Annotated in this window: 10 protein-coding genes; 5 read left to right on the top strand and 5 right to left on the bottom strand. The window is 58.8% G+C overall.

Features of this window, described 5'->3' with window-relative positions:
- Position 1 precedes the first annotated feature (1 nt).
- The 5 genes from KZ772_RS10200 (at position 2) to KZ772_RS10180 (ending at position 6,026) form a co-directional block, all read left to right on the top strand.
- Positions 2 to 943 (top strand): IS5 family transposase, encoded by a 942-nt coding sequence (locus KZ772_RS10200; protein ID WP_290536472.1) that lies wholly within the window; start codon positions 2 to 4, stop codon positions 941 to 943.
- 300 nt (positions 944 to 1,243) lie between these two features.
- The gene (locus tag KZ772_RS10195) at positions 1,244 to 1,786 is read left to right on the top strand and encodes an RNA pyrophosphohydrolase (RefSeq protein ID WP_365870069.1); all 543 of its coding nucleotides are present in this window, start codon (positions 1,244 to 1,246) and stop codon (positions 1,784 to 1,786) included.
- Positions 1,779 to 4,055 carry a phosphoenolpyruvate--protein phosphotransferase gene (gene ptsP, locus KZ772_RS10190; protein ID WP_290536471.1) on the top strand — a complete coding sequence of 759 codons (2,277 nt, stop codon included), beginning with the start codon at positions 1,779 to 1,781 and terminating at the stop codon, positions 4,053 to 4,055. The genes KZ772_RS10195 and ptsP overlap by 8 nt, the downstream gene beginning before the upstream one ends.
- 7 nt (positions 4,056 to 4,062) lie before the next feature.
- Positions 4,063 to 4,563: an AAA family ATPase gene (locus KZ772_RS10185; protein ID WP_290536470.1), complete on the top strand. Its 501-nt coding sequence runs from the start codon at positions 4,063 to 4,065 to the stop codon at positions 4,561 to 4,563.
- Positions 4,564 to 4,595: 32 nt separating this feature from the next.
- Positions 4,596 to 6,026 (top strand): M20/M25/M40 family metallo-hydrolase, encoded by a 1,431-nt coding sequence (locus KZ772_RS10180; RefSeq protein WP_290536469.1) that lies wholly within the window; start codon positions 4,596 to 4,598, stop codon positions 6,024 to 6,026.
- A gap of 173 nt (positions 6,027 to 6,199) precedes the next feature.
- On the opposite strand, the gene KZ772_RS10175 is transcribed toward KZ772_RS10180, so the two are convergent.
- From KZ772_RS10175 to KZ772_RS10155, 5 genes are read right to left on the bottom strand one after another with little or no spacing between them, the layout of a single operon-like run.
- The gene (locus KZ772_RS10175) at positions 6,200 to 7,228 is read right to left on the bottom strand and encodes a hypothetical protein (RefSeq protein ID WP_290536468.1); all 1,029 of its coding nucleotides are present in this window, start codon (positions 7,226 to 7,228) and stop codon (positions 6,200 to 6,202) included.
- A complete protein-coding gene (locus tag KZ772_RS10170; RefSeq protein ID WP_290536467.1) occupies positions 7,225 to 8,241 on the bottom strand; it encodes a hypothetical protein in 1,017 nt (338 codons plus the stop codon). Before KZ772_RS10170 ends, KZ772_RS10175 begins: the two co-directional genes overlap by 4 nt.
- An 11-nt stretch (positions 8,242 to 8,252) precedes the next feature.
- Positions 8,253 to 11,585: a hypothetical protein gene (locus KZ772_RS10165; RefSeq protein WP_290536466.1), complete on the bottom strand. Its 3,333-nt coding sequence runs from the start codon at positions 11,583 to 11,585 to the stop codon at positions 8,253 to 8,255.
- Entirely contained in the window at positions 11,582 to 12,109 is a 528-nt protein-coding gene (locus tag KZ772_RS10160) for a DUF4150 domain-containing protein (protein WP_290536465.1), read from the bottom strand. The genes KZ772_RS10165 and KZ772_RS10160 overlap by 4 nt, the downstream gene beginning before the upstream one ends.
- The gene (locus tag KZ772_RS10155) at positions 12,102 to 13,229 is read right to left on the bottom strand and encodes a hypothetical protein (protein WP_290536464.1); all 1,128 of its coding nucleotides are present in this window, start codon (positions 13,227 to 13,229) and stop codon (positions 12,102 to 12,104) included. The genes KZ772_RS10160 and KZ772_RS10155 overlap by 8 nt, the downstream gene beginning before the upstream one ends.

The raw sequence follows: 13,229 nt of genomic DNA, 5'->3' as shown, positions 1-13,229 counted from the left end.
CATGAGCCAGCTGACTTTTGCCGAAGCCGAATATGAACACAAGAAGCGCAAGACCCGGCGGGAAGTGTTCCTTGAGAAGTTGGATCAGTTGCTACCCTGGAAGGCGCTGGAGTCCACGATTGCGGTCTATTACGCCTCTGGCAGCACTGGCCGGCCGCCGTATGCGCTATCGAGCATGCTTCGCATTCATGTCATGCAGATCATCTACAACCTGAGTGATCCGGCGATGGAAGATGCCTTGTATGAGATCGAGTCTATGCGCCGTTTCGCAGGGATTCGGCTCTCTCGGGTTCCTGATGAGACAACGATCCTGAACTTCCGGCACCTGCTGGAGCAGCACACTCTTGGCAAGAAGCTGTTCAAGAAGATCAACCGTCAGTTGGCACGACATGGCCTGATGGTTCGGGAAGGCAGCATCGTTGATGCGACGATTATCGAAGCGCCCAGCTCGACGAAGAACAAAGGTAAGGCTCGTGATCCGGAGATGCACCAGACCAAGAAAGGCAATCAATGGCACTTTGGCATGAAGTGCCATATTGGCGTCGATGACACGGTGGGTCTGATTCATAGCCTTGCCACTACCGCCGCGAATGAGCATGACCTGACGGCATCAGACCAGCTTTTGCATGGCAAAGAGAAACGTGTCTGGGGAGACGCGGGTTATTGCGGTATCGAGAAACGCGAAGAGCACAAGAACCGTAAAGTGGATTGGTTTATCGCTGAGCGTCCTGGTAAGCGCTCCACGATGTCGAAGGTTGCGCTGGAATGCGAAACCATCAAAGCCAGCGTACGTGCCAAAGTGGAACATCCCTTCCGAGTGATCAAAGGCATGTTCGGTTACAGCAAGGTTCGCTACCGGGGTCTGGCGAAAAATACCAACCGGCTCTATCTCCTGGCGGGGCTGCACAACCTGTTGAGGGTGAAACGGGTGCTGCTGCCCTAGGGGCAGTGCGCCTGATTGCCGCTAAAGTGCGGCAATCAGGCGAAAAAATGAACACTCAAGAGTGAATTGTGGCCTGAATTTGATGGCAGAAGCCTGTTGATCATCGTAAAGGCGAAAAAAGCGAGTTATTCAGACCTTCCCAAGTTATAGGGAGGTGGCCGGAGGCCTTGTTGGCAAGGCTGCCGGTGATTGTGGACCGGATGTTGCACGGTTGTGCATTGATTGCGGGTTGCCCGGCAAGGTTTAATGGGTCAACAAGGAGCCAGAGTCGGCAATGGTGTGCCGACTCGCAGAGACACCATGACAGGCATTATTGATGAAAAGGGATTTCGGCTGAACGTCGGGATCATCATTGCCGGCCAGGATGGCCGGGTATTCTGGGGTCGCCGGGTGGGTAACCGTGATGCCTGGCAATTTCCCCAGGGGGGCATGATGCCCGGCGAAACCCCGGAGGAGACGCTTTTTCGCGAGCTGGAAGAAGAGGTGGGCCTACGTCCCGAGCACGTTGAGATTGTTGCCAGCACCGAGGGCTGGCTGACCTATCGTCTGCCCCGCCGCTTTCTGCGCCGGCCCCGTAATCGACCCCACTGTATTGGTCAGCGACAGAAATGGTTTTTGCTGCGGCTGACGGCGGAGGAAGAGGCCATTGACCTGTTCGCCAGCGAGAGCCCCGAGTTCAAGGCGTGGCGCTGGGTCAATTACTGGTATCCGATTCGCAAGGTGGTGCACTTCAAACGGGGCGTTTATGCCCGTGCCCTGCGTGAACTGGCCCCGGCGCTTAAGGGCGAGAAGCGCGAACAGGACAGCAACCCGATGTCACCGGGAGACAACCCCAATGCTTGAGACCCTGCGACGGATTGTCCAGGAAGTGAACAACGCGGCGGATATCCCCTCCGCGTTGAACCTGATGGCCAAACGGGTCCGTGACGCCATGGGCACCGAAGTGTGCTCCATCTATCTGCGCAATGAGGAAGAGCAGCGCTATGTGCTGATGGCGTCTGAAGGTCTCAAGCAGGAAGCCGTGGGTCACGTGAGCCTGGGGTTGTCGGAAGGTCTGGTGGGCCAGGTGGGGCTGCGCGAGGAGCCGGTGAACCTGGAAGACGCCTTCACCCACCCGAAATTCCATTACCTGGCGGAAACCGGTGAAGACCCGTTCCACGCCTTTCTCGGCGTGCCGGTGATGCACCACGGCAAGGTGCTCGGGGTGATGGTGGTGCAGCAGCGCGATGTGCGCCGTTTCGACCAGAGTGAAGAAGCCTTTCTGGTGACCATCTCCGCCCAGTTGTCGGCGGTGATTGCCCACGCCCATGCCTCCGGGGTGCTGTTCGAGCAGCTGGATGCCGGCGGTGTGGACCTGCCCAGTTTCTATGATGGTCTGCCCGGTTGCCCCGGTGCAGCCATTGGCTACGGCGTGTTGTTGTTCCCGGCGGCGGATTTGTCTGCGGTGCCGGATCGTCAGGTGGAGGATGTCAGCGCAGAAATCGCCCGCCTGGATGATGCGCTGGTACGTGTGCGTCAGGAAGTGCGTGATCTGGCCGAGCGGGCGTCGAAGAGTCTGGGTGCTGAAGAGCAGGCGCTGTTTGATGTCTATCTGCGCATGCTGGACCGGCATGCGTTGCCCGCCGAAGTGATCGTCCATATTCGAGAGGGTCAGTGGGCCCAGGGGGCCCTGCGCACGGTGGTGGATGCCCATGTGCGCAACTTCGAGATGATGGATGATCCCTACCTGCGCGAGCGGGCGGCGGATGTGCGCGACCTGGGGCGGCGGGTGCTGGCGCAGCTGCAGAGCCAGAACCGCCGGCATATCGTGTTCCCGGATGACTGCATCCTGCTGGGCGAAGACATTTCCGCGCCGATGCTGATGGAAGTGCCCCGTGAGCGGATTCGCGGCATCGTGACGACGCGGGGTTCGCGCAACTCGCACATGGCCATCGTCGCCCGCGCCATGGGTATTCCCACCGTAGTGGGCGCCCAGAACCTGCCGCTGAAACAAATGGACGACAAGGAAATCATCGTCGATGGTTTCCGTGGTCGGGTAGTGGCCAATGCCTCGCCGGAGCTCAAGCAGCAATTTGAAGAGATCATCGCCGAGGAAGCCAACCTCCAGGCCGGTCTGGAAAAACTGCGCCATGAACCGGCGGAAACCCTGGACGGTGTGCGTATTCCCCTGCAGGTGAATACCGGCCTGATGACCGACATCAACCGTTCCATCGAGCGCGGTGCCGAAGGGGTAGGCCTGTATCGCACGGAAATCCCCTTCATGGTGCGCGACCGCTTTCCGTCCGAAGAAGAGCAGCGGGTAATCTACCGGGAACAGCTGGCCGCCTTTGCGCCACACCCGGTGACCATGCGTACCCTGGATATCGGTGGCGACAAGTCATTGAGCTACTTCCCCATCGAGGAAGAAAACCCCTTCCTGGGCTGGCGGGGTATCCGAGTCACCCTGGATCACCCGGAAATTTTCATGGTGCAGGTGCGCGCCATGCTCAAGGCCAGCGATGGTCTGAATAACCTGCACATCATGCTGCCCATGGTCACCAGCGTGATCGAAGCGGAAGAAGCCCAGCATCTGATTCACCGTGCCTGGCTGGAAGTGCGCGATGAAGGCCTCGACATCCCCATGCCCCAAGTGGGGGTGATGATCGAAGTTCCCGCTGCCGTCTACCAGGCCCGGGCGCTGGCCCAGCGGGTGGACTTTCTGTCCATCGGCACCAACGACCTGACCCAGTACCTGTTGGCGGTGGACCGTAACAATCGCCAGGTGGCGTCGTTGTATAACTCCTATCACCCGGCGGTACTGCATGCCATCCTGCATGTGGTCGAGCAGGCCCATGAGGAAAACGTGCCGGTGTCCGTGTGCGGTGAAATGGCCGGGGAAGTGGGCTCAGCATTGTTGCTCATGGCCATGGGCGTCAATGCCTTGTCCATGAATGCCTCCAACCTGCTCAAGGTGAAAGCCGCCGTGCGCCAGGTCAAAGCCAGCTTTACCCGCCAGCTGCTCAACGAAGTGCTGGCCATGGACAACGGCGAAGTCATCGCCGCCTACGTGGACCTGCAACTGGACAAGGCTGGGCTGGGCGAGTTGCTGCGCAACCGCAAGGCGCTGGTCTGACCTGCAGATGGCAGAGCTCTATGCGTTTGCCGGTTTGCCCGGCGTGGGTAAAACCACACTGGCCATAGCGCTGGCGCAACGCACGGGCGCCACCTACCTGCGTGTGGATGCTGTGGAGCAGGGCTTGCGCAACACCTGCGGGCTGGCTATCCATGCCGAGGGCTATGAGCTGGCGGCCTATATGGCCACGGACTGCCTGAAACAGGGCTTGTCGGTGATCTGCGATTCCTGCAACACGGTAGCGGCCTCCCGGGTTGGCTGGCAACAGGCGGCAGACGCGGCTGGGGCAGCCTGCATCAATATCGAAGTCATCTGTTCCGATGCGGAAGAGCACCGCCGCCGAGTGGTAGCGCGGACATCCTCTCTGCCTGGCCTGATTGTGCCGACCTGGTCAGCGGTTCAGGCCCGGGAGTATGAACCCTGGTCGGTGCCAGTTATTCGTATTGATACGGCGGGAAGGCCGGCACAGGCCTGCAGCGAAGAACTCTTCGCTAATCTAGGAGTGTGATACTAACAACGCATCAATAAAGGCGGAAAAAAATGAAACGCTTGCTGCAATTGCTGGTATTGGCCGTACTGATTCTGCTCGCAGTCCTGGTCTATAACACCCTGACATTGCCCCAGGCGGATAACCGCGTTGCCGACCTGCCCGAATTGCACCAGACCATGGATGAGGACGCCATGGTGGAACGACTGGCAACAGCGCTGCGTTTTGCGACGCTGCCGGAGCAGCCCGATGCCTTTGTGGGCTTCCATGATTTTCTGCGCGCCAGTTTTCCGCTGACCCACCAGACCCTTTCCCTGAAAACCTTCGGCCATAGCCTGTTGTATCACTGGGATAGCAACAACGATTGCCCGCCACAGTTGCTGCTGGCCCATCAGGATGTGGTGCCAGTGTCGTCCCCGGAACAATGGCAGCACCCACCGTTTGCCGGAGTAGTGGATGACGACTTTGTCTGGGGGCGCGGCGCCCTGGATGACAAGGGCAGCCTGATGGCGATCCTGGAAGCCACCGAAGCATTGCTGCAAAACGGCCAGACTCCCGCCTGCGATGTGTATCTGGCATTCGGCCACGATGAGGAAATCGGTGGCCGCGAGGGCGCAGTGAAGATTGCCGCCTGGCTGGAACAGCAGGGCCTGGGGTTTGCCCTGATTCTGGACGAGGGTGGCATGATGCTGCCGGGCAGCACCCTGGGCCTTGATCGCCCGGTGGCGCTGATGGGTATTGCCGAGAAAGGCTACATGACGGTAGAGCTACAGGCAGAGGCCGAGCCGGGGCATTCGTCACGGCCGCCGGAGCGAACTGCCATCGGTGATCTGGCGGCAGCCATCAATCATCTGCAGACCCATCCCCGTCCTGCTTCACTGAGCGGCCCGACTCGAAAAATGCTGGAACAGATCGCACCTCACCAGCCCTTTGGCAAACGGCTGGTGTTTGCCAACTTGTGGCTGTTCGAGCCGCTGATCATTCGCCAGCTGGAAGGCAAACCGGAAACCAATGCCCTGCTGCGCACCACCATGGCGCCCACCTTGCTGGAAGCCGGGGTAAAGGAAAACGTGCTGCCGGCCACCGCCAACGCCACCCTGAATTTCCGCCTGGCCCCCGGCGAAACCCGCGACAGCCTGCAGGCCTATCTGCAGCAGGAGCTACCGGACAACATCACCGTAACGGCCAGGGGCGCCTTCCTGTCCGACCCGTCCGCCGTCACCGATATCCCCTCTGCGAGCTTCGATCGACTGGCCGCGCTGGCGCGGGCATTACCGGAACAACCGGTGGTCGCCCCCTACCTGCTCATCGCCGGCACCGATGCCCGCCATTACCAGCATCTCTCCGACCACGTATTCCGCTTTATGCCGGTGTCCCTGGGCCAGGACGACCTGGCCCGCTTCCACGGCCACAACGAACGCCTGCCCCGTGAGCAATATCCGCACATGGTGCGGTTTTATGCGGGGCTGATACTGGGGCGGTGATACTTGTTTGTCGGCAAAGACTTGCTTCTACGTAGGGTGGATTAGCCACAGGCGTAATTCACCTTGCCCCCGGTAACGCCAACCCCAAGTCCCCACCAACGAGTTGTGATCACACCCCAAACCCGTGGAGCCATCGGCAGAGAGAGGATTGTGGATTAAGCCTGAATTACCTTTCAGACTTCCTGCCGAGTTGCTTCGAGGGCTTTCCAATTGATGCGCTGCTCGGAGGGTTTCCAGCCGCTGGCCAGGGCCTGTTCACGGGTTTTTCCCCAGGGGAAGTCCTTGGCGGCTTTTCTGGCGGCTTCGCGGCGTATTTCAAACTCTTCATCACTCATGTCACGCCAGAAGTGTTTGGGGCGATCGTGTTTTTCGTCGTATTCGGAGGTGACCGGGTCGAACTGTCGGGCCGGTTCGGTGATCACCCGGTCCGGCATGGGCTGGGAAATGTCCATGGATTGATGCAGCCGCTCCCATTCCAGATAGACTTCGAATTCTTCGTTATAGACGTTGATATGCTGAATCAACAGGTCGGAATAGCGGTGAACGAGTTGAAGCAGAAAGCCAGTTGAGCCGGTGGGGCCGGTGCGATGGGTAAGATGAGGATCGAACTCATCGAACGGGACCTCCAGGCGATCTTCGCCCTTCTGGTAGATGCTGACCATGCCGGTACGGCGGTAGAAACGAGTGTCTTTTTTTAGCTTTGGTTCGCCTCTTGTAATGATTTTGAAGAATAACCATGTTGCAAAAATGGGGATGGAAAATTTCGCAAATTCAAGTGCTACTTCGTAACCATTAAGAAGACCAAATATTATTGTCGCCCCCCCCCCGCCAACAAAGGCTAACCATCCGCTGACGTAACATAGCGTTCTGGCCATAACCGGCCACTCAAAAAGGGTGGGCCAGAAATCCATAAGATGAGGATTGCGCATATGGCTGCATTTCTTTTCATCGGAGCCATTTTCTTGAAGCTTTTCCAGATCGAATACATCGCATTGGGCTTCGGCGATATATTCCCGGCATTGGGCGCCAGGAAGGGGCAGCGGGGTGCCGTAGGCTATGCGGGTGAAGCAGCCGCCGCGCTCATTCGATGTTTCCCCCTCGGGCAAATCACGAGGGTTCTGGCTGCTGTAAGCTGTGGCGGCGTAAACCGCTTCATGCTTCATGGCGCTTGCAGCATGCTTTGTGGTCAGGGGTTCGGTCATGCGGTTTGTTGTTTTTCTTTCAAAGCCTGCCAGTTGATGCGCTGCTCGGAAGGTTTCCAGCCGCTGGCTAGAGCCTGTTCGCGGGTTTTCCCCCAAGGGAAATCTTTGGCTGCTTGCTTGGCGGCTTCACGGCGCTCACGGAGCTCTTCTCGGTCCATGTCTCGCCACAAGTGTTTGGGACGCTCTGTCTTCCGGTCGTATTCAGCAGTGACAGGGTCAAACTGGCGGGCAGGTTCGGTCACGATCCTGTCAGGCAAGGGCTGGGATATATCCATGAACTGATGGAGTCGTTCCCACTCCAGATAGACTTGGTACTCTTCAGGATAATCGTTGATATGACTGATGACGATATCCGACTGCCGGTGGGTCAGTTGCAGCATAAAGCCTGTAGAGCCAGCAGCCCCGGTTCGGTATGTCATGGTAGGTTCGAATTCCTCGAAGGGGATTTCCAGTCGATCCTGACCTTTCCGATAAATGCTAACCATACCGGTGCGGCGGAAGAAGCGGGTGTCCTTTTTTAGTTTTGGTTCCCCTTTGGTTGCTAACTTTAAAACTAGCCATGCGATGAAAAAAGGCAAGAAAAAAAATTGAAGTAATCCGAGTATGGCTTTTAGATTGATATCTCCATCTATTAATCCTATAAATGTCATTATTAGCGCGCCACCAATTCCACCAGCAAAGGCGCACCAAGCTATTCCGTGGCGCAATATCATAGCAAAAACTGGCCACTCAAAAAGTGTAGGCCAAAACTCCATCAGGTGGGGATCGCGCATTTCCTCGCATTGCCTTTTCGCTGGCTTCCGCGTCTGTAAAGCATCTTGCTGGAAAATATTGCATTGCCATTCTGCTAGATATTCTTGGCAGTGCGCACCTTTCGGAAGCCCAAGTTTATTGCCGCGGGCAACACGGGTGAAGTAACTATCGTTGCTTCTGTTTTTCCTGGCGGTTAGTTCGGTTTTTTTTTGGCTGTTGTAAGCTGTGCTTTCGTATGTGCTTTCTCGTTCTTGATTCATAAATAGTTTCTTCAAGCGAAGGTTCTGGGGTCGTGACTCAGTGTCAGGGTGGCCTGGGTCCAGCCTCTTGGGGCTGTGTCCGGGTCCAGTTCTGCCTGGGCGGCGCTACTATCCAGGGCGGCGTCTTCGGGCCTGAATGGAAGCCAACATTCCTCCTCTTCATGGAAGAAGCGGGCGCGCACATAGAAAGTGCAAGCGCCAAAGAATTTCGGTTTTTCGTACCAGGCGATCAGGCCGGTACGGCTTTGCGGGTCTTCTTTATTCGCCAGTATGGACACCCAGGCGAGGGGGTTGAGTGTTTGCAGGTCGCCATGTTGATCCTGGTAGACCACGGCATGGTGGATCTTGCCGTTTTCGCCGGCCACCGGGGCGTGGATTTCTACCTTGAACTGGTTGGGCGGGTTCTGACTTTCGGTGATGATGGGTTTGGGGGTCATCAGCAGGGACAGAAGGGATTGATAGACCTGCCCGGCGGTCAGGTCACGATATTCCTCCGTCAAACGTTCTTCTGGGTCGTCGCCGAAGGGGCCGAACTGGGCCCAGCGTTCCATGGGGCTCAGCTTGAGCCATTCGGCCGTAATAGCAGCAATGATGCTCACGGCGGTAAAAGCCCAGCCCCAGGGGCCTAGAGCAAAGAGAAAGGCTCGTCGGCCCAAGCCGCTAACGACAGCACGAGCCAGCTGAGATCCGGTGAGACCGAGCATGGAGGCAGCGGCGACACCATGTGCCGTCGCACTGGCTTGGTTGCCCTTATCCAATTGAATCAGGGCATCCATGGCTGATATGCCGGCTCCAAAGAGGCTTAGTAGGGCACCAAATGCTTTAAAGGTGTTGGCTTCGAGGGTACGGAAAAGATAGGAGTTGCCCTGAATGAGTTTGTGGGCCCATGAGGCTTCTTTTTTCAGCGTCAGCGCTGACAACGCCCGGGTCACTTTGTCCTCGCCAGCTAGCTGTATAGCCGTCTCAGTTATGGCATATGATAGAGAGATACTGCCTAGACCAAAGCCAAAATAGTCCTTAACCTGCCATCCTTCTTTTTTTGCTCTTTCGTATATGCTAGAGAGATTAAAAACCTCCAAAACTGCCATGGTAGGGGGCAAGGTCTTGTTCGCTACCTTGATAGCTCCCGTTGTGAGTCTTGCTCCGGTACTCGCCTGGGTATCCGGCTGGTTCCAGTGCCGTGCATATTCACTGGTGGGTGGTACGGCCATGACGGTTTGTTTTACTCGGGTCAGGCCGTCCTGGCCGACTTCCTGATACAGGTCGGTCCAGTTCTTGTTGGTCAGATTGCGGGGTATGCCCCGGTTATAGGTCAGTTCCGTGGCGTCGCTGCTGCCGAGTACCTTGCCGGGGTCGGTGGGGTCGAGCACCTTGACCCGGCCTTCTGCGTCCAGGCCGCCCTGGCGGATGATATCGCGCCGTTGTGAGCGTTTCAGGGGTTCGAAGACGCGTTCCTTGGCATCGATAATCATCCAGCCTTCGGGGATGACGCTGCCTGTCTTGAACAGCCGGGCGCCGTGCAGGTCGGGTGGGCCGGATCCTTTACCCAGCCGCATCAGCATTTCAATAGTGTCTTCTTGTTGATTGGCCAGTGCGTCCTTCCATTGCTTCTGGAAGCTGAACAGCAGGCTGGCAACGATGCTGTCTGTCTGGTTACGGGTTTGTTGCCAGTACCACCAGTCCGGGTGGCTGCCGGTGACGGCGGCATAGGCGGCATGGCGGAAGCTGCTGTTCGTGGCGGGTTGCTTGGCTTCTTCCAATGAGGGAAGAAAATCACTATCGAGAGGGATCTGATCCGCGCCGGGGATCAGGGCGGCGTGGAGGGGATGATCTGGCTTCAGGAGCTGACTTCTCAGTGCATGCACGGGGTCGTTGTCGTTATCCCATTCCGGATCCGGGTCGGCATCGTAGGCACTGTCGATGACGGAGGGATCCGAGCCCAGGCCGGACAGCAGGCCGGAGATGGCTTTCCAGAAGGCGCTGTAGTCCGGGGTGGCATGGTTGTCGTCCGGGTTCAGGGTGTGGCGTTGCTCGTCACCGGGAACGGGTAGCCAGGCGTAGTCCCGCAGAGCCTCCCAGGGAGAGAGAAAGGCGGTGAAGCCCTGGCTGGCATCGCTGCCTTCGGGGGTTTTGCCATCCAGCCAGTTGATGGTGTCGCGGCGCTGCTGGCGAATCTTCTGGCGCAACTCTCGTCGCTCGGTGACCCGGAGGACTTGCTCCAGAAAGTTACGGTCGATTCGGTCTGCTGCGTCTCTCAGGTTGTCGGCATGGGTGCCATTTTTCACGTAGGTGGTATGCATGTGACCCATGGCGGCGGGGCGGGTTTGCTGTGCATGAAGACGTTGCCTGAAAAACGTCTGATAGGCATAAACGGCACTCTTGGCATGTTCATGCTGGTCGATTTCCATTACATGCTGGCATAGCTCATTCATCAGCAGGGTGAGTTTGCCGACTCCTTCAAAGGCAATCCCCAGCGGGTCCTGAAGGGCCGCCACTGGCAGGTTGTCCTGAATATCTGCGCGGCTCAATTGGGGCAAAGGTAGCAGCCCGTTTTCGTCGGGCTGGTTGTAGTGGTTGTTGGCTTGCCAGGCACCGATCAGGGCGGTTTGTTTGAGGGTGTCCGGCGAGCCCTGGCCATCGAAACTATTCACATTTAACAGCGTGGTCCGCTGCAGACGCAGGGCGTGGTCCACGTTGTCGCGATGCCACTGGTAGGGGGCGTGTTCCGGCAGATCGGGCAGGTAACGGGGGTCTTCATCGGCCAGGCCGCCGAGGATTTCGATCAGGGCCCAGCTCCAGGGGATTTCCGAGAAGGCGATTTGCAGTAGTACCGGGCCGCCATTAAGACGATGGGGGACGGTGATGGCGCCGATTTCGGTTTCCGTGCCGTCGTCCGGTGGGCGCTGGTCGCAGCCCTGGTACTTGGCCAGGTTGATGTCGCGGAAGCTGTTGCCGTCATCGCTGACCACCAGTTCCCGCCACAGGTAGCCACCGACAAAAATATACAGTCTGCCGTTGTCGCGAAGGGGCGCAAGATGTTGGCCTTCTGGGTCCGCAAAGCGCACGGGTTTGATGTGGCCGAGGGCGGTGAGGGCGTCTGTGCTGGTGTCGTCCCGGACTACGGGCAGCCCTTGCCCCAGTGGGACCAGATATAGATTGTCGCTGTCTTTGCTCAGGTAACCGCTTTCTTTCAGGCCTTTTGCAACGGCGTCAGGGTAGCGGGTGCGGTTGTCGTTGAATTCCAGAAACAGTTCCGAGGCGTCTTCCCCGTTGACGTAGAAAGAGGCGGTAGTTCTGTTGCCGACGGTTTCATTGTCGGCCAGGAAGCGGGTTTGGGCGTTCATTTTACCCTCCTGCGCAGGCGCACGAAGTGGCGACGACGGGGCTGGGCGGGGGCCTGGTTGTCCACATCAAGACGATGGGTCGGTGCGATGGTTTGTTCTTCGGTTTCTTCCGGGGTGAGCCCCTGGGGCAGGCCGGCGCCGGCCTGCTGAAGCGGGGCGGGTGCGGTGTTGCGCATGTTGGATACCATCATGTCGCTCTGGCGCACGGCGGGCTGGCCTTCCACGAAGACGTTGGGTGAGAAGGTGAGAAATTCCGCCTGCCCGGCAATGGTGCCGGACATGACTCCGCCGCAGGTTCCTGCCATGTCGCCGCTACTTTTGGCGAAGGTGGAGGCCACATGGCAAACCGGATTGCCGTTGACCAGAACGGAGCTGGCGGTGCCGGCGGCATCCGTGCTCATGGCCACGTTGCTGTAGGGGATGGGCTGGCAGAAAGGCGGGGTCTTGCAAATATCCATGGTGACAAGGGTGCCACCGGAGCCGGCGTGAACAGCGGTGAGGCCGTTGATCAGGATATTACTCATGGCGGGTTCCTTCCTTTGAACCTGGGTGTTGTGCGATGTCTTGTCGTTGATGGTGAAGTTGCATAGCCAGATGCTGCGGGCCACCGGGGCTGTCCAGCACCAGGGCGGTATCCGCCGGGCAGACGCGAAAGCGTAGCGCTTCACAGGCGGTGATCAGGCCCACAGGCAGGGTGGCAGCTCCGCTATCGCCGATGGTGAGCGCCGGGCGCAGGATATGCAGTGGCGCTGGCAGTGTCGGTTGTGGCGCTTCTTTTTCCCCTTTGCGCATGGCCAGGTTGTCGCGGTTGGAAAGACGCACCGGCCACAGGCTTATCTGGGTAGAGTGCCAGCTGAGTTCATGGTCGCGGGTTTGTGCGTGCGCCAGTACCAGCCGATCCGGACGGGAAACGGCCTCATTGTCTGCGGCCTGTCGGGTGGCGGTGGCCAGGGCCTGGCCTTGTTGATGGGGGTGATCCGTTGCGGATGCCGAGTGGCTGCCAAGGCCGGTGCAACTAATGTCGCCGGGTTGCAGGGTGTCGCTTGCTTCGAATCTCACCAGGGCGATGGCCTCCGAGAGTATCCGGCCATGGCTCCAGCTATGGGTACGTACGTCGTTAGCGGGCTGCCGTTCGTTCAGGGTTTCCTCGTTAAGCAGGCTGTCGACCCCGAGCAGGGTGAGCGCGGTAAGGCGCCCCTGCTGCAGATGCTGCCATTCTTCCGCCAGCGCTTCGGGCAGGGTGCGGGGGCAGGTCACCCGTATTTCGCCGGCAGGGGATGCCTCTGCCAGCCGATTGTGTAGCCAGGGGAGGAGGGCCTGCTGCAGGCGTTCGTGACGTGCCCGGTCCGCCGCTGGCAGGCAAAGCAGTATCCGGCTGTCTGTCAGGGCTGGGGCATTCTCATTCAGGAGGGCATCGAGGGCCGGGAGCAGGCGCTGGGGATTGAACGGGGCCTCGTCGTGTTCAGCGGGGATTCGCCCCAGCATGACCGGGTCGGGGTTGCCGCTGGTGGGGTCGGGAATGCACAGGTTTCTGTCGGCCTGATACGCCGGTATTCCGGCCTGGCAGGCCAAATAGACCCCGGCCGGGTGAGTGCCGGTGGGGGCGTTGAGCGCATAGTGGCTGAGGCGGATGGCTGCGGGCAT

This window comes from Alcanivorax sp., assembly GCF_019431375.1.
Lineage (GTDB): Bacteria > Pseudomonadota > Gammaproteobacteria > Pseudomonadales > Alcanivoracaceae > Alcanivorax > Alcanivorax jadensis_A.
Note: the sequence above shows the minus strand (reverse complement) of the source record. Positions and strands in the feature narration are given on the sequence as shown.

Coding starts and splice junctions, on each gene's coding strand:
- KZ772_RS10200 (WP_290536472.1), top strand. CDS start 2: ATGAGCCAGCTGACTTTTGCCGAAGCCGAATATGAACACAAGAAGCGC.
- KZ772_RS10195 (WP_365870069.1), top strand. CDS start 1,244: ATGACAGGCATTATTGATGAAAAGGGATTTCGGCTGAACGTCGGGATC.
- ptsP (WP_290536471.1), top strand. CDS start 1,779: ATGCTTGAGACCCTGCGACGGATTGTCCAGGAAGTGAACAACGCGGCG.
- KZ772_RS10185 (WP_290536470.1), top strand. CDS start 4,063: ATGGCAGAGCTCTATGCGTTTGCCGGTTTGCCCGGCGTGGGTAAAACC.
- KZ772_RS10180 (WP_290536469.1), top strand. CDS start 4,596: ATGAAACGCTTGCTGCAATTGCTGGTATTGGCCGTACTGATTCTGCTC.
- KZ772_RS10175 (WP_290536468.1), bottom strand. CDS start 7,228: ATGACCGAACCCCTGACCACAAAGCATGCTGCAAGCGCCATGAAGCAT.
- KZ772_RS10170 (WP_290536467.1), bottom strand. CDS start 8,241: ATGAATCAAGAACGAGAAAGCACATACGAAAGCACAGCTTACAACAGC.
- KZ772_RS10165 (WP_290536466.1), bottom strand. CDS start 11,585: ATGAACGCCCAAACCCGCTTCCTGGCCGACAATGAAACCGTCGGCAAC.
- KZ772_RS10160 (WP_290536465.1), bottom strand. CDS start 12,109: ATGAGTAATATCCTGATCAACGGCCTCACCGCTGTTCACGCCGGCTCC.
- KZ772_RS10155 (WP_290536464.1), bottom strand. CDS start 13,229: ATGCCCGCAGCCATCCGCCTCAGCCACTATGCGCTCAACGCCCCCACC.